This is a genomic window from Mesorhizobium sp. M0139 (assembly GCF_040322455.1).
Classification (GTDB): Bacteria; Pseudomonadota; Alphaproteobacteria; order Rhizobiales; family Rhizobiaceae; genus Mesorhizobium.
This window is the reverse complement of the sequence record NZ_JAMYTN010000002.1, coordinates 433,195-454,117: the sequence shown is the minus strand read 5'-3', so window position 1 is coordinate 454,117 and position 20,923 is coordinate 433,195. Positions and strand designations below refer to the sequence as shown.

Annotated in this window: 26 protein-coding genes; 18 read left to right on the top strand and 8 right to left on the bottom strand. The window is 62.8% G+C overall.

The features are described from left to right. The first annotated feature begins 54 nt into the window (after nt 1-54). From NKJ58_RS04810 to NKJ58_RS04795, 4 genes are all read left to right on the top strand, one after another. A complete protein-coding gene (locus NKJ58_RS04810) occupies nt 55-1,218 on the top strand; it encodes an ABC transporter permease (RefSeq protein WP_023689504.1) in 1,164 nt (387 codons plus the stop codon). Further along, nucleotides 1,215-2,153 carry an ABC transporter ATP-binding protein gene (locus NKJ58_RS04805; RefSeq protein WP_023689503.1) on the top strand — a complete coding sequence of 313 codons (939 nt, stop codon included), beginning with the start codon at nt 1,215-1,217 and terminating at the stop codon, nt 2,151-2,153. The genes NKJ58_RS04810 and NKJ58_RS04805 overlap by 4 nt, the downstream gene beginning before the upstream one ends. Continuing rightward, entirely contained in the window at nt 2,150-2,917 is a 768-nt protein-coding gene (locus NKJ58_RS04800) for an ABC transporter permease (RefSeq protein WP_023834248.1), read from the top strand. Before NKJ58_RS04805 ends, NKJ58_RS04800 begins: the two co-directional genes overlap by 4 nt. Before the next feature lie 260 nt (nt 2,918-3,177). Continuing rightward, on the top strand, nt 3,178-5,319 hold the full coding sequence (locus NKJ58_RS04795; protein WP_023689501.1) for a sodium-translocating pyrophosphatase: 2,142 nt from the start codon (nt 3,178-3,180) through the stop codon (nt 5,317-5,319). Nucleotides 5,320-5,396: 77 nt separating this feature from the next. Here NKJ58_RS04795 and NKJ58_RS04790 read toward each other — a convergent pair whose 3' ends face one another. Continuing rightward, nucleotides 5,397-6,395: a glycosyltransferase family 2 protein gene (locus NKJ58_RS04790; protein WP_023734148.1), complete on the bottom strand. Its 999-nt coding sequence runs from the start codon at nt 6,393-6,395 to the stop codon at nt 5,397-5,399. Nucleotide 6,396: 1 nt separating this feature from the next. Continuing rightward, on the bottom strand, nt 6,397-6,942 hold the full coding sequence (locus NKJ58_RS04785) for a dTDP-4-dehydrorhamnose 3,5-epimerase family protein (protein WP_245260844.1): 546 nt from the start codon (nt 6,940-6,942) through the stop codon (nt 6,397-6,399). 300 nt (nt 6,943-7,242) lie between these two features. Between NKJ58_RS04785 and NKJ58_RS04780 the strand changes: the two genes are divergently transcribed. Both NKJ58_RS04780 and NKJ58_RS04775 read left to right on the top strand, forming a co-directional pair. After that, entirely contained in the window at nt 7,243-7,704 is a 462-nt protein-coding gene (locus tag NKJ58_RS04780; RefSeq protein ID WP_023669364.1) for an anthrone oxygenase family protein, read from the top strand. Between the two features lie 75 nt (nt 7,705-7,779). After that, nucleotides 7,780-8,337, top strand: a complete 558-nt coding sequence (locus NKJ58_RS04775; protein WP_352852842.1) for a hypothetical protein — start codon at nt 7,780-7,782, stop codon at nt 8,335-8,337. Between the two features lie 43 nt (nt 8,338-8,380). Here NKJ58_RS04775 and NKJ58_RS04770 read toward each other — a convergent pair whose 3' ends face one another. Beyond that, a complete protein-coding gene (locus tag NKJ58_RS04770) occupies nt 8,381-9,295 on the bottom strand; it encodes a LysR substrate-binding domain-containing protein (protein ID WP_023682380.1) in 915 nt (304 codons plus the stop codon). Nucleotides 9,296-9,504: 209 nt separating this feature from the next. On the opposite strand from NKJ58_RS04770, the gene NKJ58_RS04765 reads away from it, so the two are divergent. Further along, complete coding sequence (locus tag NKJ58_RS04765) at nt 9,505-10,545, top strand: helix-turn-helix domain-containing protein (protein ID WP_352852841.1); 1,041 nt, start codon at nt 9,505-9,507, stop codon at nt 10,543-10,545. 100 nt (nt 10,546-10,645) lie between these two features. On the opposite strand, the gene NKJ58_RS04760 is transcribed toward NKJ58_RS04765, so the two are convergent. Further along, complete coding sequence (locus tag NKJ58_RS04760) at nt 10,646-11,158, bottom strand: outer membrane protein assembly factor BamE (RefSeq protein WP_023669368.1); 513 nt, start codon at nt 11,156-11,158, stop codon at nt 10,646-10,648. A gap of 115 nt (nt 11,159-11,273) precedes the next feature. Between NKJ58_RS04760 and NKJ58_RS04755 the strand changes: the two genes are divergently transcribed. The 7 genes from NKJ58_RS04755 (at nt 11,274) to NKJ58_RS04725 (ending at nt 16,072) form a co-directional block, all read left to right on the top strand. Next, a complete protein-coding gene (locus tag NKJ58_RS04755) occupies nt 11,274-11,816 on the top strand; it encodes a ubiquinol-cytochrome C chaperone family protein (RefSeq protein ID WP_023669369.1) in 543 nt (180 codons plus the stop codon). 15 nt (nt 11,817-11,831) lie between these two features. Next, a complete protein-coding gene (locus NKJ58_RS04750; protein WP_023682378.1) occupies nt 11,832-12,380 on the top strand; it encodes a YceD family protein in 549 nt (182 codons plus the stop codon). A gap of 147 nt (nt 12,381-12,527) precedes the next feature. Next, nucleotides 12,528-13,598 (top strand): phosphate acyltransferase PlsX, encoded by a 1,071-nt coding sequence (gene plsX, locus NKJ58_RS04745; RefSeq protein WP_023669372.1) that lies wholly within the window; start codon nt 12,528-12,530, stop codon nt 13,596-13,598. A gap of 9 nt (nt 13,599-13,607) precedes the next feature. After that, entirely contained in the window at nt 13,608-14,579 is a 972-nt protein-coding gene (locus NKJ58_RS04740; protein WP_023669373.1) for a beta-ketoacyl-ACP synthase III, read from the top strand. Between the two features lie 104 nt (nt 14,580-14,683). Beyond that, nucleotides 14,684-15,007 carry an integration host factor subunit alpha gene (locus NKJ58_RS04735; RefSeq protein ID WP_006201891.1) on the top strand — a complete coding sequence of 108 codons (324 nt, stop codon included), beginning with the start codon at nt 14,684-14,686 and terminating at the stop codon, nt 15,005-15,007. 134 nt (nt 15,008-15,141) lie between these two features. Further along, nucleotides 15,142-15,684 (top strand): MerR family transcriptional regulator, encoded by a 543-nt coding sequence (locus NKJ58_RS04730; protein ID WP_023669374.1) that lies wholly within the window; start codon nt 15,142-15,144, stop codon nt 15,682-15,684. 85 nt (nt 15,685-15,769) lie between these two features. Beyond that, entirely contained in the window at nt 15,770-16,072 is a 303-nt protein-coding gene (locus NKJ58_RS04725) for a hypothetical protein (RefSeq protein ID WP_352519973.1), read from the top strand. A 74-nt stretch (nt 16,073-16,146) separates the two neighbouring features. Here NKJ58_RS04725 and NKJ58_RS04720 read toward each other — a convergent pair whose 3' ends face one another. After that, the gene (locus tag NKJ58_RS04720) at nt 16,147-16,416 is read right to left on the bottom strand and encodes a hypothetical protein (protein WP_023669376.1); all 270 of its coding nucleotides are present in this window, start codon (nt 16,414-16,416) and stop codon (nt 16,147-16,149) included. Between the two features lie 412 nt (nt 16,417-16,828). Between NKJ58_RS04720 and NKJ58_RS04715 the strand changes: the two genes are divergently transcribed. Next, nucleotides 16,829-17,032: a hypothetical protein gene (locus NKJ58_RS04715; RefSeq protein ID WP_023682376.1), complete on the top strand. Its 204-nt coding sequence runs from the start codon at nt 16,829-16,831 to the stop codon at nt 17,030-17,032. Nucleotides 17,033-17,222: 190 nt separating this feature from the next. Here the strand turns inward: NKJ58_RS04715 and NKJ58_RS04710 are convergent, their stop codons facing one another. Then, complete coding sequence (locus NKJ58_RS04710) at nt 17,223-17,420, bottom strand: hypothetical protein (RefSeq protein ID WP_352852840.1); 198 nt, start codon at nt 17,418-17,420, stop codon at nt 17,223-17,225. 161 nt (nt 17,421-17,581) lie between these two features. After that, entirely contained in the window at nt 17,582-18,196 is a 615-nt protein-coding gene (locus NKJ58_RS04705) for a hypothetical protein (protein ID WP_023682374.1), read from the bottom strand. A gap of 296 nt (nt 18,197-18,492) precedes the next feature. On the opposite strand from NKJ58_RS04705, the gene NKJ58_RS04700 reads away from it, so the two are divergent. Beyond that, nucleotides 18,493-18,786 carry a helix-turn-helix domain-containing protein gene (locus tag NKJ58_RS04700; RefSeq protein ID WP_023682373.1) on the top strand — a complete coding sequence of 98 codons (294 nt, stop codon included), beginning with the start codon at nt 18,493-18,495 and terminating at the stop codon, nt 18,784-18,786. A 77-nt stretch (nt 18,787-18,863) separates the two neighbouring features. Here the strand turns inward: NKJ58_RS04700 and NKJ58_RS04695 are convergent, their stop codons facing one another. Further along, on the bottom strand, nt 18,864-19,184 hold the full coding sequence (locus NKJ58_RS04695; RefSeq protein ID WP_245263058.1) for a cupin domain-containing protein: 321 nt from the start codon (nt 19,182-19,184) through the stop codon (nt 18,864-18,866). A gap of 375 nt (nt 19,185-19,559) precedes the next feature. Here NKJ58_RS04695 and NKJ58_RS04690 point away from each other — a divergent pair, with 375 nt between their 5' ends. After that, the gene (locus NKJ58_RS04690; RefSeq protein ID WP_023682371.1) at nt 19,560-20,018 is read left to right on the top strand and encodes a YbaK/EbsC family protein; all 459 of its coding nucleotides are present in this window, start codon (nt 19,560-19,562) and stop codon (nt 20,016-20,018) included. Between the two features lie 95 nt (nt 20,019-20,113). Next, a complete protein-coding gene (locus tag NKJ58_RS04685) occupies nt 20,114-20,902 on the top strand; it encodes a hypothetical protein (protein WP_023682370.1) in 789 nt (262 codons plus the stop codon). The last annotated feature ends 21 nt before the right edge of the window (nt 20,903-20,923 follow it).

Sequence of the window (20,923 nt, the reverse complement as noted above, 5' to 3'; positions counted from 1 at the left end):
GATCACCAGCGTAGTCTGCGCAACGTGGAAAATCGCTCCTCATGAGGGGCATCCATGACCCTGCGTTTCGACAAGCTCGGCATGGTTATCGCGGCGATCGTTGCCTATGCGGCGTTTCTGGCTCCGTTCGCCACCTTCCGCGCCAATCGTATCGTTCCCGGTCAGGCGCGCTCGATCCTGGAGGCGCTGCCGGCCACAGTCGGGCCGCTACTGCTGGCGATCGTCGTCGTGGCCGCAATTGTTGCCTTGCTGAAAACCCCGCTTGTCCTGCGCCTGGCCGCAAGCGTCGTGGCGCTCGCCGCCCTTGCCATCCTGATCGGTGTCGCCGGCACCTTCCTGACGCCGGCCGGCAACACCTTCGCCCGCATCTCGCCGGCTTCCGGGTTCTGGCTGTTGATCTTTGCCTTCACATTGTTGCTCGCCGACGTGCTGACCAGGCTCAATCTGTCGCCACCGGCCCGCGTCGGCGTGCTCGTCCTCGCGGCGCTGGCCATCGGCTTGTTGCTGATATCGGGGCAGTGGGACAGCCTGTCGATCCTCAAGGAATATGCAAACCGCGCCGATAGTTTCTGGGCCGAAGGCTCCAAGCACATCACGCTGGCGCTGGGGTCGCTGGCGGCGGCGGTGATCGTCGGCCTGCCGCTCGGCATCCTGTGCCACCGCGTCGAACGGTTGCGGGCCGGCGTGCTCAATGTGCTCAACATCGTCCAGACCATACCCTCGATCGCGCTGTTCGGCCTGCTGATCGCGCCGCTGGGCTGGGTCGCCGCGCATGTTCCGGGTGCCGCAGCGCTCGGTATCAGAGGCATCGGCACCGCGCCCGCCTTCGTGGCTTTGTTCCTCTATTCGCTGCTGCCGGTGGTGGCCAACACCGTGGTCGGGCTTGCCGGCGTACCCCGCGCGGCCAATGATGCAGCGCGCGGCATGGGCATGACCGATGGCCAGCGCCTGTTCGGCGTCGAGTTTCCGTTGGCCTTTCCGGTGATCCTCACCGGCATCCGCATCGTGCTGGTGCAGAACATCGGCCTGGCCACCATCGCCGCACTGATCGGCGGCGGCGGCTTTGGCGTCTTCGTCTTCCAGGGCGTCGGCCAGACCGCAATGGACCTGGTGCTGCTCGGCGCCGTGCCGACGGTGGCGCTGGCCTTCGCCGCGGCCATCATCCTCGACGCAGTAATCGAGATGACCGCCACCAGGCGCAGGGTTGAAACGGCATGATCGAGATCGAAGGCATTACCAAGCGCTATGACGCGACGACCGTGGTCGACGACGTGTCCATGGTCGTCGAGCCGCGTACGGTTTGCGTCATTGTCGGTACCTCCGGTTCCGGCAAGACGACGCTGCTGCGAATGATCAACCGGCTGGTCGAGCCGACCGCCGGCGTCATCAAGCTCGACGGCAACGACAACCGCACGCTGCCCGGCTACGAGCTGCGCCGCAGCATCGGCTACGCTATCCAGGGCCACGGCCTGTTCCCGCACCGCACCGTTGCGCAGAACATCGCCACCGTGCCGGTCCTGCTGGGCTGGGACAAGGACCGCATCAAGGCCCGCGTCGATGAGTTGATGACACTCTACCAGCTCGACCCCGAGGCCTATGGCCCGCGCTACCCGCACGAACTGTCCGGCGGGCAACAGCAGCGTGTCGGCGTCGCGCGCGCGCTCGCCGCCGAGCCCAATGTGCTTCTGATGGACGAGCCGTTCGGCGCACTCGACCCGATCATCCGCACCAAGGCGCAGGAAGATCTGCTGGCGATCCAGAAGCGCTTCGGCACCACCATCATCCTCGTCACCCACGACATGGAGGAGGCGGTCCATATGGGCGACAAGATCGCCGTCATGGATGCCGGAAAGCTGGTGCAATACGCCAAGCCGGAAGAGATCCTGGCGCGGCCAGCGAACGCCTTCGTCGAAACCCTGGTCGGCGCCAGCGAAAAGCCGTTCCGGCTCTTGTCGCTCGGCCGCGTGCGCGACGCCGTGGAAAAGGGGACTGCCGAAGGCGAGGCGATCCCAGGCGACGCCAGCCAGCGCGACGCGCTGGCCGAGCTTCTGTGGTCGGGCCGGCCGGCGCTGCCGGTCAAGGGCGAAGACGGCAAGCTGCTCGGCCGCGTCACCGTCGACGGGCTGGTGAAGCGCGCGGCGAGGCCGGCATGAAAGGGGCCGGTCTAAAAGCCTGGCTGCCTTCGCTGCTCAGGCTTGCACTGGTGGTGCTTCTCATAGCCTTCGTCACCAATCCCGGCTGGTTCGAGCCGCTGTTGAAGCCGCTGACCGAAAACAATGCGCCGGCGATCTACAATCAGGGCAGCCTGCTGACGCTGACCCTGCTGCATCTCAGGACCGTGCTGATCGCTACCGTCGCCGCAACCATCGTTGCCGTGGCGCTTGCCATCCTGGTGACCAGGCCGGCGGGCGCCGAATTCCTGCCGCTGTCGCGCAGTCTGGTCAATATCGGCCAGACCTTTCCGCCGGTGGCGGTGCTGGCGCTGGCGGTGCCCGCCGTCGGTTTCGGCGAGAAGCCGACGCTGATTGCGCTGTTTCTCTACGGCCTGCTGCCGATCTTCGAGAACGCGCTGACCGGCCTCACAACGCTGCCCGGCAACATCATGGAGGCCGCGCGCGGCGCCGGCATGACGGGCTGGCAAAGACTGGTCAAGGTCGAATTGCCGCTGAGCGCGCCGATCATTCTGGGAGGAATAAGGCTGTCGGTGGTGATCAGCCTGGCCACGGCGACGATCGGCTCGACGGTTGCCGCCAAGACGCTGGGCGAGGTGATCATCGCCGGCCTGCTGTCCAACAATCTCGCCTTCGTCCTGCAAGGCGGCCTGATCGTCGCGGCGCTGGCGATGCTGATCTATGACGGACTGTCCGCCATCGAGCGCTATACGGCGCGCAAGATGGGGCAGGAGACTGGCGACTGACCTTCGCTGGACTGCGGGCAAAGCATTGACTGACGCAGCGTCATTTCAACCGATCTAATAGCAAGGCATCGGCCACGGGAATGTTCTGGCCTAAACCTTTTGGCTGAAAGCGGGGCAAAAACCGAACAATATCTTGACGTTCCGAGCCCTGTTTCGCATACACCGCTGCGAAGGACGGATTCCGCCTAGGCTTATCCGCTCCCCGCACCAACGGCCCAGGGAGGGGTTCTTTTGGGCCATCAATCGAGGAAAATTCGGCAATGACCATCATTTCTGCCGTCATCGCCTGCGGCTTGCTTTCAATCCTTTACGCCATCTGGGCGACACGATCGGTTCTTGCAGCCGATCAGGGCAACGCACGCATGCAGGAAATCTCCGCCGCCATCCGCGAAGGCGCGCAAGCCTATCTGGCGCGCCAGTACACCACCATCGCCATTGTCGGCGTGGTCGTGCTCGTGCTCGCCTGGTGGCTGCTTTCGATCACCGCCGCGGTCGGCTTCCTGATCGGCGCCGTGCTTTCGGGCGCCGCCGGTTTCATCGGCATGCACGTCTCGGTGCGCGCCAATGTGCGCACCGCGCAGGCGGCGTCCAACAGCCTCGCCGCCGGTCTCGACATCGCCTTCAAGTCGGGCGCCATCACCGGTATGCTGGTGGCTGGCCTGGCGCTGCTCGGCGTGTCGATTTACTACTATATTCTGACCGGCCCGATGGGCCTGCAGCCCAATGACCGCATCGTCATCGATGCGCTGGTTTCGCTCGGCTTCGGCGCTTCGCTGATCTCGATCTTCGCCCGTCTGGGCGGCGGCATCTTCACCAAGGGCGCCGACGTCGGCGGCGATCTCGTGGGCAAGGTCGAAGCCGGTATTCCCGAAGACGATCCGCGCAACCCGGCCACCATCGCCGACAATGTCGGCGATAATGTCGGTGATTGCGCCGGCATGGCCGCCGACCTCTTCGAGACCTATGCGGTGACCGTCGTTGCCACCATGGTGCTGGCTGCCATCTTCTTCGGCGGAACCGCCGCTCTGGGTGCGGCGATGCTCTATCCGCTCGCTATCTGCGGTGCCTGCATCCTGACCTCGATCGTCGGCACCTTCTTCGTCAAGCTCGGTTCCAACGGCTCGATCATGGGCGCCCTCTACAAAGGCCTGATCGTCACCGGCCTGCTGTCGATCGTCGGTCTCGGTGTCGCTACCTCGGCAACCGTCGGCTGGGGCGAGGTCGGCACCGTCGCCGGCATGACCATCATCGGCAAGAACCTGTTCATCTGCGGCCTGATCGGTCTCGTTGTGACCGGTCTCATCGTGGTGATCACCGAATACTATACCGGCACCAACAAGCGCCCGGTGAACTCCATCGCCCAGGCCTCGGTGACCGGTCACGGCACCAACGTCATCCAGGGACTTGCGGTGTCGCTCGAATCGACCGCACTGCCGGCAATCGTCATCGTCGGCGGCATCATCTCGACCTACCAGCTCGCCGGCCTGTTCGGGACGGCGATCGCGGTCACCACCATGCTCGGCCTTGCCGGCATGATCGTCGCCCTCGACGCCTTCGGCCCGGTCACCGACAATGCCGGCGGCATTGCCGAAATGGCCGGCCTGCCCAAGGAAGTGCGCCACTCCACCGACGCGCTCGACGCGGTCGGCAACACCACCAAGGCGGTGACCAAGGGCTATGCCATCGGTTCGGCCGGCCTCGGCGCGCTGGTGCTGTTTGCGGCCTATTCGAACGATTTGAAGTTCTTTGCCGCCAATGGCGACAAATATCCGTACTTCCAGGGCATGGGCGATGTCTCCTTCGACCTCTCCAATCCCTACGTCGTCGCCGGCCTGATCTTCGGCGGTCTGATCCCGTATCTGTTCGGCGGCATCGCCATGACGGCCGTCGGCCGTGCGGCCGGCGCCATCGTCGAGGAAGTGCGCAAGCAGTTCCGCGAGGATCCGGGCATCATGGCCGGCACCTCCAAGCCAAACTATGCGCGCGCCGTCGACCTTCTGACCAAGGCGGCGATCCGGGAAATGATCATCCCCTCGCTGCTGCCGGTGCTGGCGCCGCTCGTCGTCTATTTCGGCGTGCAGCTGATCTCGGGCTCCAAGGCGTCCGCCTTTGCGGCACTCGGCGCCTCGTTGCTCGGCGTCATCGTCAACGGCCTGTTCGTCGCCATCTCGATGACTTCGGGCGGCGGCGCCTGGGACAATGCCAAGAAGTCGTTCGAGGACGGTTTTGTCGACAAGGACGGCGTCAAGCACCTCAAGGGGTCCGAAGCGCACAAGGCTTCGGTCACCGGCGACACGGTTGGCGATCCCTACAAGGACACCGCCGGCCCGGCGGTCAACCCGGCAATCAAGATCACCAACATCGTGGCGCTTCTGCTGCTGGCCGTGCTCGCGCACGGCTGAGGCAAAGCCACTGATTCAAGAAAAAACCCGCGGAGCGATCCCGCGGGTTTTTGTTTGAGATTCATGCGGGGGTCTGTTCAGACCTCACCCGGCTCGCTGCCGGCATCGCCACGCTTGCTGTAGCGATCGAGCAATTCGCTCACGCCAGGCTCGCGCTCAGGCATCGGCGCCAGGCCACGCAGGCGCCGCAGCTTGGCGACGAAAGCGCCTCGCTTGTACTTGCGGCGGAAGGCGCGGGCGCGGGGATGGATGCCAAGAGCCGCCATCAGCCTGCGCCTGAGATAACTCGATGCCGCCAGGCGAATGGGTTCGCCCGCGCAGCCAAGGATTTTCACGCGCAAGGCGTCCGGCGTCTGCATGGCGTCCAGAAGATCCTTCTGTTCCTGCGCATTGTCGCCGAGATAGGAGCCCTTGCGTATGCCGGAGTGCAGCTTGATCACGGTGAGGTGCGGCATCGTCGCGATCACCGCGCCCTTTCGCCATGCCCGAAACAGCCAGTCCTGCGAGCTTTCGCAAAAGCACTGGCTGGCGGGTCGCCAAGGTCCGAGCAGGCTGAACGAAGCGCGGCGAAACATGTGTGCCGAGCCAAATCCTTCCGTCGTGACGGGGTCGTAAAAACCATCCTTGCCGATCCCGAAGATCGAATTGACAGGATTGCCGGCCGCCGACGGCGGCTGGATGACGGCACCGCGCGCCAGCACCACGTCGGCGCCCGAGGCGTCGATCCAGCCGGTCATCGCCGCCAAATGGTCGGGAAACCACAGATCGTCGTGGTTGAGCAAGGCGACGAAGCGGCCACGCGCCCTGGCAAAGCCGATATTGTTGGGACCGGACTGTTCGCCGAAATTGACAGGAAGATCGATGTAGACGATGCGGGCATCGTCAAATTCAGCGACAACGGCCGCCGTATCCGGCCTGCAACCGTCGCCAATGACCAAGGCTTCCCAGTCTTGCAACGTCTGGCGCATGACGCTGGTCAATGCCTGCCGCAGTGCTGCCGGCCGGTTGTGCGTCGCGATCACGATCGAAACCAGCGGTTCGCCGCCGGCCTGATCGCGCTGCGCCGATGCTTCCACGCTACACCAGTCTGTAGGGAATGTGGTCGGTGTCTGGCGGCAGGCGCCAATGGTCGGGCTGATCGTAGGCATAGGCCTTGTCGACGAGGTTGAGCAGCACCGCCGTCTCCGCTCCGAGCGAAACAACACCGTGCCATATTCCGGGTGGAATGATGACGACCGCCGGGCGCAACGGGCCGATAATCTTGTGCCAGACGGCGCCGAAGGTCGGCGAGGCCTTGCGTCCGTCAAACAGCGAAATGCGAACGCTGCCGACGCAGCAGAACAGCCGGTCGGTCGTCACCGCATGGGCATGCCAGCCCGTCACCGCGCCGGGATACAAGGTGCGTTGGAAGACCTGGCCGACCGGCTCCGAATCGAGCTCCCACTCCTGGCGAAAGATCTCGGTCAGATAGCCGGTGGAGGTTGCGACCGGCCTGATCTCCTTGACCCTCACGCCATCGATCGTCACCGGCTCGATGGGCATCCAGTCAGGCGTGACCACTTGGCTGTCAGCCGTTCCGGTCGCCATCCAGCCTGTCGGTTTTGTCCGGGTTTTTTCCGGCACGGATGCTCCTCCCAATTCAGCGTGATGCGCCATTGGCCAGCACGGTCTGATACGAATTTGACCGGTCGCTGGCAAGTACGCGTCAAGATTGCTGATGGGTTTCGACCTCACGGCACTTGATGTTTCCGACGCAATCGGAGGGCCGCATTGCCCAAAACATCGTTCCATCCTACCCAAGCCCGGACCGTCCGCCTGCTTTAATACCCCGGCCATTGGCCAGGACATTGCAATAGGCGCGGTGTCGGGCTCGCCTCTGCGGCGATTTTGGCCAGGGAAACGACATTCGGGCAGGGAAAAGACATGGACATTTTCTTGATGGCGGCTTCGCTTGCGCTGGCTGGAATTATTGCCGGCATCTACGTCTCGGGCGTAATCCACGATTTTCGCATCGATGATCTTACCGCCGGCCAGTACATGGCCATGCATCAGATGCGCGACCGGACGTTTACCCGGGTGATGCCGTTCGTCAGGCTGACGACGCTGGTGCTGATCGCGGCGATGGCGATGTTTGCGGTCGATGCCGGCCTGCCGCGCATCCTGACCATCGTCGCCGCGGCGCTGGTGGTGATCGACATTGGCTTCACCGTCAGCCGTCAGGTGCCGCTCAACAAACAGGTGCAGAGCTGGACGCCGGTGACCATCCCCGATGATTGGGCGCAGACGCGCGACAGCTGGGCGGCCAACCACAATTTGCGCCTAGTGCTTGGACTGGCCGAATACGCCTGCCTGTTTGCCGCGGTCATCCTGACGCTCAGCCGGTGATTCAGTTTTTACGGAACGCCGCGGCATGGGTCGGCACTTCTGCCGGCCGCCGCCGTTGAAAACAGGAGTATTGCCATGCTGCATCACGCTTCATTCAACGCCCGCGATCCGCAGGCCGTCGCCAGCGTCCTTGCCGAAATGCTTGTCGCCACCGCGGTTCGTGCGCCGTCGCCGCCATTTCCTGAGGGGGCATGGTTTGTCTGCCTCGGCGGCGATTTCGGCTCGCTGATCGAAATCCTGCCGTGCGGCACGGTTCTGGACCAGCAAGCGCCGCTCGGCATCGGCTTCGACCCGAACATGCGCCTGCGCTCCGGCTCGCATGTGCTGCTCAGCACGCCCAATTCGACCGAAACCATACAGGGCATTGCCGCCCGCATGGGCTGGCATAGCGAGCTGATCGATGCCCGCCTGTTCAAGGTGCTCAAGGTCTGGGTCGAGGACGAAACCCTGGTCGAATTCCTGACGCCCGAGATCGCACCGCTATACCGCGCGACATTCGCCTGGGGCGGCATGGCGACACTCGACGCCAAGCTGCGCGAGCTGGAGAGCCAGATGGCGGCAGCGCTTGCCGCCAAGGCGGCGAACCAGTCGGGCCGCAAGGATGAGCAACTGGCCGATACGATGAGTCCGTGAGCCCCGACGCCTTCCGATGAGAGCTCCTGGACGGCCGCCGAGGTCAACCGGCGCCGGTGTTGTCGCCGGCTTCCGCCTTCAGCCAGTTGATGAACGATCTGGCAGGCTCCCAGGCGGAGATGGACGGGTGGACGACGACGTAGTGGTTCCAGTTCGTCGGTATGTCCGTCGTCAGGAGGCGGACGAGCCTGCCGGTCCGCAAATCGCTCTCGACCAGCGACTTCCTCGCGATAGCGACGCCCAGACCGCTCGCCGCCGCTTCGACCGCCAACAAGGTGCCATTCAGATTCATGCCGTCGCCAACCGTATCCAGCGGCAGATTGTTTCTCTCGAACCAGTGGCGCCAATTGGCGCCGCTCTCGTCATTTTCGGCCGTCGTGTCGAGGATGCGGAACAGTCGCAGCACATCGTGCTGGTCTCTGACCGGGCCGTTGGCGGCGAGATAGTCGGGACTGACGACAGGAAAGATCGCATCTGCCATCAGCCATTCGGTCTCGACGGCCGGATAGTGTCCGCCGCCGAAACGCAATGCGATGTCGACTGTTCGCTGCGAAAGGTCGACGACTGCAAGATCCGCATTGATGTCGATCTCTGTTTCGGGATGCTTTTTGCGAAACCTGTGCAGACGCGGGGCCAGCCAGCGCACGGCATGCGAAGGAATGGCGGTGACCCTCAGCCTCGTGCGCTCGTTGCGCGCGACACTCGCGATCGTGCTCTGGATTTCCAGCAGTGCGCGTCGCACGCCCGCGGACAATCTTTCGCCTTCAAGCGTTAGTTCGACGCGGCGGACATGGCGGGTGAACAGAAGCACGCCGAGATCGGCTTCGAGATCGGCGATGCGGTGGCTGAGCGCGCTTGGGGTAACATTCAGCTCATCGCCGGCGCGCTTGAAGCTGCCCAGCCGGGCAATGACCTCGAAAGCACGAATGGATTCCAGTTGTGGAAGCCGTCTTGTCATTTGCCGTTACCCGATCCCGCCCATGGGTTCCTTAGCATGAATGAACAAAGCTCATCCATAGCTTCGTAAATAGTCTTTTGTCCAAGTGCGCAAATCATTGTAGCCATCCACTGCCCCCCGATTGCCGCCGTCGGATGAGAGGCCGTTCATGGAACGAGCCTCGACTTACGAACGACAGTGAAATGAAGACAATCGCTTGGGAGTACCCCATGACTATTCGACCCCCCGAGTTTGCGCATGCGCGCTTTTCGACCGCCATGTGGCCGCGAGCGGAATGGCGAAACGTCTATTGCGACCTGTTGCGCCGGATGGTGACCGACATGGATTTTAACGTCGCGGAGGAAAAGCTCTCCGTCGACGCGACCATCCTGCGGCTGCCGGGCGTCGGCATTGCCGATTCGAGGACCACCGCCTTCCGCACCATCCGTTCCCGCGCCGTGGCCAAGGGGACCGATGATTACATTTTCTTCATGTGTCTGGAGGGCGCTGCCACCTTCTCGCATCTCGGCCGCGAGGCCAGCATCGAGGCCGGCCAGGCAATCCTTCTGTCCTCCTCTGATCCGCATGTGATCGAGCGGGCGATGTCGCATCATCTCTTCATCACCATCCCCAAGGCAGCGTTCGGGCCCATGGCTGCGAATGCGGATGCCGCCCTGATGACGCCGATGTCATGCGTGGGCGAAAAGTTCTTGCTGCTGACCAGCTATGTCCGTCTGCTGATGCAGGAGCCGAACCTGGCCGCGTCCGAATTGCGCTGGCTTGCCGCCAAGCACATACAGGACCTTGTCGCGGTCGTGGTCGGGGCAACGCAGGACGCCACCGAGATCGCCGCAGGCCGCGGCATACGCGCCGCGCGGCTGCGCGCCATCAAAGCCGATATCGAAAGCAATCTGGCTTCCGGCGATGTCGGGTCCGACGCGCTGGCCGGGCGCCACCGCGTCAGCGCGCGCTATATCAGAAAGCTGTTCGAGGGTGAGGGTACCTCGCTGTCGCAGTTCGTGCTTGGCCGGCGGCTGGCGCTGGTTTGCAGCAAGCTATCCGACCTGCGCCTGGCACACCGCACCATCGGCGCCATCGCCTTCGACGCCGGCTTCGGCGATCTCTCGACCTTCAACCACGCCTTCCGCCGGCATTTCGGCATGACGCCTTCGGAAGCGCGGCAGAGTGCGGCTGTGCACCGCGCCTCGCTGGAGCCCGGCGGCCGAACAGGCCACGCGCGGCAAAGCGCGACGGGTGTTGCGGCCGCATGACCTCAAAACAAAAGCCCGCAGGATCGCTCCCGCGGGCTTTTGGTCGCCTGAGAAGGTGTCGCTTCGGGGGAAGCAAAAATCTGAGGAAGGCGGTCGCTTCTTAGGCGCCGCCGCCAGGAATGGGGGGCGCCAGTTTGCTGGCGCCTTTGATGATCTGGCTGAGGAAGTTCTGGTCCTTGCCGCCGGTCGGCGTGGTGCGCGAGATGAAGTCGAAAATCTTGCCGTCCTTCAGACCGTAATTGGCAATCTGGGTGACGCGCCCGTCCTCGCCAAAATAGACCGCGAGCACTTTCTGGTCGACCAGGCGCGGCTTGTCGAAAGCGACATAGCGCTTGCGCGTCTGCGAAATGTAATAGAACGCCTCATTGTCGAAGGTGGCTTTCGTCGATGGCGTGCCGAGCGCCAGAAGCACCTGTTCGCGGCTGGAGCCCACCGGCACCGAATCGACCGCCTGCTGGTCGATAACATAGCCCTGCGTCAGCGTCTCGCTAGGGTTAAGGTCGCCGAACATCTTGGACGAATTGCAGCCCGACAGCGCGGAAGCCACCAGCACCAGCGAAACCGCGGCGGTGGCCCCAGGCAGAAAAGTCGACTTGAATTTCAGCGCGCGCAACAACAACTCCATTAGCTGGCCGCAACTTGCGCTGGGCGGCAAAACCGGTAAACCAGCTTGCTTGCCGATGCAACAAGGCCCATTCAAACAATCGGTCCCCAGGAGACCACCCTCAATGTTCCAGCGCCTTTTTGGCCGCGAACGCAACGCCAACCGCGCTATCACCGAGGCGCTTTACGCACAAATCGTGGCGGCGGCGCGGCAGACCGTGTTTTATTCCCACTGGAATGTGCCGGATACGCCGCTCGGCCGTTTCGAGATGCTGTCGCTGCATATGTTCCTGTTTCAGCACCGGCTCCGCGGCGAAGAGGGCGTCGCGCATGAGGTCGCGCAGGTGCTGATCGACGAGTTCTTTCTCGATGTCGAGCATTCGCTGCGGGAACTGGGCGTTGGCGATGTCGGCGTGCCCAAGCGCATGAAGAGGCTGGCCAAAATGTTCTACGGCCGTACCGCCGCCTATGACGACGCGCTGGAACGCAGCGACCGCGACGCGCTTGCTGCCGCCCTGGCGCGCAATGTCAGACCCGATGCCGGCGCCTGGCCGCAAGCCTTGCCGCTGGCGTCCTATGTAATCGATGCCGCAAGGCAGCTTGAAGCACAGCCGTCCGAATCGATCGTTTCCGGTGCCGTGGCGTTTCCCGTCGCGAAAGCGGAGTGAGGAGGGGAGACCAAGATGAAACATGTGGACACGCCTAGCCCGGTCTCATTTGCGGCCAATGTCGGCCGCCTGCCGCACAAAGGTTTGCAGGTGGTGATCGACGCCGACGCCGCGCAGCGCGCAATGCTTGCGCGCGAGCACGAGCTGCTTTCGGTCGAAAACTACCGTGCTGAGCTTTTGGTGGCGCCGTGGAAGCGCAATGGCGTCAAGGTCAGCGGCCGCGTCGAGGCTGATATCACCCAGGCCTGCATCGTCACCCTTGAGCCGGTCGCGGCCCATATCGACGAGGAGGTCGAGGCGCTGTTCTTGCCCGAACAATCCAAACTCGGACGGCAAGATTTCGAAGGCGGCGGCGAGATCCTGCTCGACGCCGACGGGCCAGACGGCCCGGAAACATTCTCCGGCGACACGATCGACGTCGGCGCGCTCGCCGAACAGTTCTTCGGGCTGGCGATCGATCCCTATCCGCGCAAGGCAGGCGCCTCTCTCGATGCCGCCGGCCCGGACGAGCCCGTCGAGAATGAATTCCAGCAAAAGCTGCGATCCTTGCTTGGAAAATCCTAAAACACGAAGAGATCGGAGAAAAGCCGGTTGTGCGGCTGCCCAAAACCGCTATTTTCGCCGAACCTTCGCGAGCCCCCGAATTTCGCGAGTTTCGTATTTCTTTCGCGGGCCATGTGCCCTGGCCCAAGCTAGTGAGATAAAGACCGCGTGATCAGGATTTCCATCGATGCCATGGGTGGCGATCACGGGCCAAACGTGGTCATCCCGGCACTCATGACGGTCGCCGTCAGGCGTCCCGACATCCGCTTCGTCATATATGGGCGCGAGGAATTGGTGCGCCCCGAACTCGCCAAATTTCCCAAACTGGCCGAGGTCAGCGAGTTCCACCATTGCGAAGTCGCGGTCAGGATGGACGACAAGCCGAGCCAGGCGCTGCGCCACGGCCGCTGGAAGTCGTCGATGTGGAAGGCTGTCGAAGCAGTCAAGAGTGGCAGCGCGCAGGCCTGCATTTCGGCCGGCAATACCGGCGCGCTGATGGCGATGTCGAAATTCTGCCTGCGCACGATGGCGACCATCGATCGTCCGGCGATCGCGGCGATCTGGCCCACGATGCGCGGCGAGAGCGTGGTGCTGGATGTCGGCGCCACCATCGGCGCCGATGCGCACCAGCTGATCGACTTTGCCATTCTCGGCACCGGCATGGCGCGCTCGGTGTTCGGCATCGACCGGCCGAAAGTCGGCCTGCTCAATGTGGGCGTCGAGGAGATCAAGGGTCAGGAAGAGGTCAAGGAAGCCGGGCGCATGCTGCGCGAGGCCAACATGGCCTCGATGAATTATCATGGCTTCGTCGAGGGTGACGACATCGGCAAGGGCACGGTCGACGTGGTCGTCACCGAAGGATTTGCCGGCAACATCGCGCTCAAGACGGCAGAAGGCACTGTGCGCCAGATCTCAGGCTATCTGCGCGCCGCGATGAACCGCACGCTGATGGCTAGGATCGGCTATGTCTTCGCCAAGGGCGCTTTTGACCGCCTGCGCGAAAAGCTCGATCCGGGCCGCTCCAATGGCGGCGTTTTCCTGGGTCTGAACGGCATCGTGGTAAAGAGCCATGGCGGCGCCGATTCGGACGGTTTCGCGGCGGCCATCGAGCTTGGCTACGACATGGTGCGCAACAATCTGATCGACCGCATCGAGGCCGATCTCGACCTGTTCCATGCGCGCAACCCGCATGCCCAGGCAAACAGGAAATCCGACGCCACCGTCGACGAAAAGGAATAGGAAAGAGCTTTGATCAGATCAGTCGTGCGCGGCACCGGTGCTGCGCTGCCCCGCCGCATCATGAAGAATGCCGATTTCGAAGGCATGGTCGAGACCTCGGACGAGTGGATCGCCCAGCGCACCGGCATCCGCCAGCGTCATATCTCCGCTGATGACGAGACGACGGCGTCGCTGGGCGAGGCGGCGGCGCGCGCAGCGCTCGACAATGCTGGTCTTACGCCTGCCGACATCGACCTGATCGTGCTGGCGACCTCGACGCCCAACAACACCTTTCCGGCGACCGCCGTCGAGATCCAGAACCGGCTCGGCATGCATCACGGCTTTGCCTTCGACCTGCAGGCGGTGTGCTCGGGCTTCGTCTATGCGGTGACCACCGCCGACCTCTACATCAGAGGCGGCCTCGCCAAGCGCGTGCTGGTGATCGGCGCGGAGACCTTTTCCCGCATCCTCGACTGGAGCGACCGCTCGACCTGCGTCTTGTTCGGCGACGGCGCCGGCGCGCTGGTGCTGGAAGCGGATGAGGGCACCGGCGGCATTGCCGACCGTGGCGTGCTGGCGATGAGCCTGCGCTCCGACGGCGCCCACAAGGACAAGCTTTTCGTCGATGGCGGTCCCTCGACCACCGGCACGGTCGGCCATCTCAGGATGGAAGGTCGCGAAGTGTTCAAGCACGCCGTCGGCATGATCACCGACGTCATCGAGGCGACGTTTTCGCAGGCCGGCATAACCGCCGACGACCTCGACTGGTTCGTGCCGCATCAGGCCAATAAACGCATTATTGACGCTTCGGCCAAGAAGCTCGGGATTGCTGAGCAAAAGGTGGTGGTCACCGTCGATTTGCACGGTAACACCTCGGCTGCTTCCGTGCCGCTGGCGCTTTCGGTGGCCGTCGCCGACGGTCGCATCAAGAAGGGTGATCTCGTGCTCCTGGAAGCGATGGGCGGCGGCTTCACCTGGGGCGCGGTTCTCGTTCGCTGGTAAGTGCCGAACGGTCCGGTTTCGGTCCTTGACCTTGCCGGATCAATTACTTAGGCTCTGCCTTTACCTGTATCGATTTATGTTTTTTGAACTGATGGGACGGTCGCATGGGGGGAAAGACACTTACGCGCGCCGACCTTGCCGAAGCTGTTTACCGTAAGGTCGGCTTGTCACGCACTGAATCGGCAGAACTCGTCGAGGCGGTGCTGGACGAAATCTGCGAAGCCATCGTACGCGGCGAGACGGTGAAGCTGTCGTCCTTCGCCACCTTCCACGTCCGTTCCAAGAACGAACGCATCGGCCGCAATCCCAAGACCGGCGAGGAAGTGCCGATCCTGCCGCGCCGGGTGATGACCTTCAAGTCGTCGAACGTGCTGAAAAGCCGTATCCTGCGCTCGCACCAGAACAGCAAGGCCAAGGGCGGCAAATAGGTTCTGCCGCAGGCTTCGGTTGAAAACGCCAGGCCGTTTTGACGCCGGGCTTGAATATTGTTTCATAAACCGCTGAAATGATACCCGATTCGGCAGACTGGGCCGGATCGCCGTCCAGCGTGAGGATTTCGCCCATGGACAAGAGCCCCGACGCTTTCCGCACCATCAGCGAGGTCGCGGAGGATCTCGATCTGCCGCAGCACGTGCTGCGCTTCTGGGAAACCCGTTTCAACCAGATCAAGCCGATGAAGCGCGGCGGCGGCCGCCGCTACTACCGGCCGCAGGATGTCGAACTGATCAAGGGCATCCGCCACATGCTCTACGACCAGGGTTACACGATCAAGGGCGTGCAGAAACTGCTGCGCGAGAACGGCAACCATTTCCTGGTCGCCATCGGCAATGGCGACATGGCTGCCGTCGAAGCGATCTCGCAGCGCAGGCAGGCCGATCAGGTGCCGCTGACGCCAGCCGCCCAGCCGCGCGGCATGGATGACGAGATGCTGGTCGGCCAGCCCAAGGTAAAACCCAGCCGCCGCTTTTTCGGCCTGGGCAAGACCGAGGAGGAAGGTCCGGTCCAGCCCGGCGCATCGAAACTGTCGCGCGACAACCGGGCCTTGCTGCAGGAGGCGCTGTTTGACCTCCTGGAGTGCAAGCGCCTGCTCGACCAGGTGCGCTAACCTTTCCGCTGCCCTCGGGCAAGCAGACCGGAACCGGTTCTGCGGCCATGCGTTTGGCCTTCTCTCAAAAGAAGGAAAAACAATCATGGTATCGCTTTCGACCCTCTCCGATCTCGATCTCGAAAAGCAGGTCGCGACCCTTTCCAAAGAGCTCGCCGCGTTGCGCAAAGTCGTGGCCAAACGCGGCGGTGCTTACTACGAGGACGGGCGCGATGCCGCTTCGGACTATTATGGGCAGCTTGCCGACCTTGTCAGCGATGCGCTGCCGGCGATCAGGAAGCAGGGCAGGGCGATCGAAATGACGGCGCGCGATCGTCCGGCAACAGCCGCTGCTGTTGGGTTGGTCGTGGTCGGCCTTCTCGCCAGCCTGTTGCTCAGCCGGCGCTAAAACAATTCACGAAAACAAAAAGGAAAATGGCGGCCGTCCCGCGGACGACCGCCATTTCCCTGATCTGCGGCCGATTACTTGGCGAGCTTGATCTTGGCCTGCGGCGAAACCTGCGCGGTCTGGCTGCACTTGCCATAGACAGTGCCATTCTTGTCCGTGGCGTCGGTATAGGTGCCTTTGCACTCGATCGAGAGCACCAGGCAATGACCGGAGCCCTTGCAAACCGCGCCGCCGTCGCCCGTGGGATGCGTGCCGTTGGCGAAAGCCGAGGTCGGAACGGAAGCCGAACCGAAGGCCGAGACGATGAGGGCCGCGGCGAGCGTGATGCGCTTGAAGTTGGTCATTTGAGCATTTCCTTCTCTGGATCGAGGATCGCCACCATGGCGTCCTTCTGTGTTGGGATCGCCTTCTCGGCGTCCATGCCGGTTAGTGCGGCCTCCAAAGCAAAGGTTCATGCGTGGTTCGAATTTTCTTCGCGTTTTTTCGCGACGTCGATTTTTAGCCTTCGCCAACGGACGGCGCCTGGCGGGGCGGGCATCGATCATGCATTTCGCGTGAAGGGCGCTGACGTAGCAGCGCGGCATCCCATGCGAAGGTCACACGGTGGCGTGCCCAAATGGCCAGCCAAGACCTAGTCCGCCCCCGGCTCTTGTCAGGTGGCGGCAGCAGTCATTGCCGCCACTTGGCACCGCGCTTTCTGCCACTCCCGGCTGCGACTATAACGCCAGTCCAAAGGTACCGGCGGAGGAGACGGGCGTGGTCGCAAACTACATCGACGAGTTCATCATGTTCTGCGCTGGGCTGTGGATGACTGGCGTTGGTTTTGGGCTGCTCCAAAGTCCTTTTCAGGCCCAGCAAGGTCAGCAGCCATGGTGGCTGCAGGTCGCGAAGCATTTCAAATGGATGGTACCGCTTTTGATTTTGATCGCAATAGTGCTCGCGTTCGCGGCGCCGTCCTAGCGGGTTCCGGCAGCATTGAGAGACCCGTGGTGTCCTGCAGCTGTCAACCTGTGGTTGCTCGCATTCTGACGCATGGGGGCCATCGAATCCTGCCTTCAGCTTTTCCACGTGTCGCCTGGCAAAAACCAACGGGAAGGCGGCCCTGGCGAGGACTCCAGGGCCAGCCTTCCCGTTGGGCAAGTCGGCCGTGTCAGGCCTTCTTGGCCTCCACCTTGTTGTGGTGGTGGTGGTGGTGGTGATGGTGACGGCGGTGATGCTTGTTGTGATGATGATGATGGTGATGCTTCTTGTGCAGCGATGCTGCGTCGGCGCTGCTGGCGCCGATGAGGGGCAGAGAGACAGCCAGGGCAAAAGCCAGCCCGAGAGCCGACAGGAGGGACTTCTTCATGACTTCGTTTCCTTTTCTGCGCGGGCTGAATTTGACCGTCACCGAGCAAGATCGGTCCCGGTGAACCCCGCAGTCATGACTATCGCCTCCGAACTTTTCGACAGTTTTTCCGGACTGTAGAATTTTGTTTCTGGATTGTGTCTGGCGGCTTCGTCGGCAACTTACATCGGCGGAATGACGCCGTTGGTGCCGACAACGACCCGGCCCGCGGTCAGCTTGCCGTCGCTGCCGCGCTCGGCGTTGACGAAGACCACAGCGCCAGGCTTGAGGTCGGCGGGCGTCGCCGGCGCGAAGGTCACCACCGGCGTCGTCTGCGGGATCGCGATCTGCTTTTTCTGGCCATTGTCGTAGGTCAGCGTCACCGTGCGACCTGCAATCTCGGTGACATCGACGACCGTGCCGTTGGTCATCCGGCTGTTGGGCTCGAGATCCCACGGGCGGTCGCCTTCGCCGGCGCCCTTCAGCGCGGCCGGGAAGATCACCACCTCAAGCGCGCCGCTGCCGCCATCGGCCTTCGAAACAGAGGCAATGCCGAGGAAATCGCCTTGCTTGATATCCCCGGCATCCGCCTTGGCGACGCCGGAAATCTTCCACCCTTCAGCCAGCGCGATGGCGTCGGTAGCGCCTTCGCGGGTCTTCACCGTCAGCGTCGCTCCGGCAAAGGCGGTCACCGTGCCGCGAATGCGCACGGCCTCGGCGGCTTGCGCCGCGACCATGCTCGCGCCGGCGAGGCCTGAAATCGTGGCGAGCACGATGGCTGATGTCTTGAATGTCATGGATCTGATCCTCTTGGGAAAAGCTGGCCCGATGCGGCTGCCAGCAACATCAGGCTAACGCGCGAGCGGCGCAAAACCGCTGAACACTTCGGCGTGCGGCCCTTCAAAAGAACTTGATTGGGAGATCGGGGCGGAGATCCTATATGTGCCCTGGCGCCTGCGGTTTTGACGCCGGTTCACGATGCTGTGACGGTCGGTTTGGGCCTTGGCAAATCGCCGTCAAGCGGGCATTGTCCCGGCTCTCAGGCAACACCCTATCATTTGATCCAAAACTCTTTAGCCCCATGGAGTTGCCAATGCCCCAAACTGCAAAACACGAACCCTTCTCCAGGCTGGCGGCCGATGTTGCGGCCGATGTAGCGCTTGAGCACCCCGGCCTCAAAGCCATCCGGGAGACAAAGGGATACAGTATTGAAGAGCTTTCCCTGACCTGCGGTCTGTCGACCAGCGAGATTGCCGACATAGAGAGCGGCAAGGACACCGATCCGACGAAACTTCGCCGGATCGCCGCAGCATTGCAATTGCCGGAAACGGCCCTGATCGATGCCCCGGCGCCCACGGCGCCTGTGGAAAACCGGTCCGTTTCATAAACAACGGCCAAGCGTCGTTCAACAAGCCCGCCATGGTTTGCCCTGGCGGGCTTGTTGCATTCGCCCAACGGCGAATGTCACTTCTTGCTCGGATCGTCCGCCGGGTTGACGTAGGTGATCGCGAACGGCCCCTCGCCATGAACCTGGACGATCGTAGCGCTTGTCGTCCAGGCGTAATGGTTCATTCCCTGCGGGGCTACGCCGAAGCCGCCGGCGGTCAGTTCGATGCCCTTGGTCTCGTCGAGCTTGTCGCCCAGGCCGATATGAAAATTGCCGGAAATCACCGTCACATATTCCGAGGTGGGATGGTTGTGCGCGGCAATCCTGTAGCCGGCCGGCAGCTTCAACCGCAGCACGTAGATGCCATCCTTCGAGGGGTCCCCGGCGATGACAGCCATGTCCGCGCCGGCGGGCAAGACAGCAGGAGCAGGGCCCCATTTGATGGCGTCCGCGTTATCGGCATGTCGTCGGCAAGCAGCGGCGCCGTCCCGATAAGCAGCAGCGCCAGAGCCGAGGCGAGCTTGAGCATGATGATCTCTCCGGTTGGTCGTGGGAGCACAGCATCAGCGCCGGCCCTGATCCATTGCGACCTACCAAGGCAGCAGCCCGAACACATCTCCCGCACGGGGGATGCGCCTTGCGTTGCTGACATGCGGCGCGACCCGCCTGGCCTGGTATCGCTGCAGCCGTCGACGGGCGGGGAGGTTGCCGCCGACCGAGCGGGAAGCTATCCAGTGTGAACGCTAACCGTTTTCGAATGGGACAATGCCGAGATGAGCCTTGAGACCGTGCGCGCCTTCCTGGCTGCCCATGCGCCCGATGTCGAAGTGCTCGTCACCGAAGCGAGTTCCGCGACGGTGGCGCTGGCGGCTGAGGCGCATGGCGTGGAGCCGGCGCAGATCGCCAAGACCATCTGCCTGCGCGTCGGCGGTGAGACCATGCTGATCGTGGGCGGCGGCATGTCGAGGCTCGACAACCGCAAATTCAAGGACCGTTTCGGCGGCAAGCCGCGCATGCTTGACGCCGACGAGGTTGTCGCGATTACCAGCCATCCCGTCGGCGGCGTCTGCCCATTCGGCCTGCCGGCGCCGCTGCCGGTCTATTGCGACGTCTCGCTGCGCGCCTTCGATGAAGTCGTGCCCGCGGCCGGCGCCACCAACGCCGCTGTAAGGCTCAGCCCGCAGCGCATGGCACAGATTGTCGATGCCGAATGGGTCGATGTGTGCCAGTAGTGAATCGTCGGCTGATTTCAGCAGGAGATTTCTGGGAGCAAAACGACTGCGAGCGCAGCTAGTAGAAGATTGAACGACCCTTTATACGTGGCGGAATGAACGACGTTTTTGGTTACATCGCCTATGGTGAGAACGAGCTTTACCATCGCGGCGCGCTACTCAGCGCCCTCAAGCTTTTGCACCATTGCCCGACCTCCAGAATAGTCGTCGCAACGGACAGGACTGACCTCTTTCGCGCTTATCCTGTTGAGACAATGCTCATAACGGCCGAACAGAAAGACCAGTGGTCTTTCGGCGGAAGCTACCATTTCGGTATCAAGGCCGGGGCTATGCGTGAGCTTTTGCAGCGAGCAGATCGGCTCCTTTTCATGGACACCGACATGTACCCGGTGGGTGACCCGTCGAAGGGCTTCCGCTCGATCTCTGCGACCCATTCCTCTATGCGCCTCTGCGAAGGGCCGCATCGCATCTATCAGAACGCGCTGCCGGGCAAGAACATCAGCGTCGGCGGCCAGGTCCTGACCGGCCAGGAACCGATGTGGAACAGCGGCATCGTCGGGATCCACCGGGACAACCTCACAGCCATGGTGGACGCCTTCGCCGCTATCAAGGCCGTTCATGAGGTGACCGACACTTGGGCGCCCGAGCAGTTCTGCCTCGGGGTAGCCCTTTCTCAAAACGGCCGAACCATAAGCCCTCATAGCCTGCCGATCCGACACTACAATACCCGAGGCAAAAAGCAGTTCGCTGAGCCGCGTGTTCATGCGTTCTTTAACGCGTACGGCATGGCGCCAGTCGGCCAGCAGGTTGAAAAGGCCAGTCGATATCGTCTATGGCGGACTCCCGCGGATCTCTTGCTCCAGAAGCTTAAGAGGTCACTGTGACGGGGTGGCTGCGCACGAGGA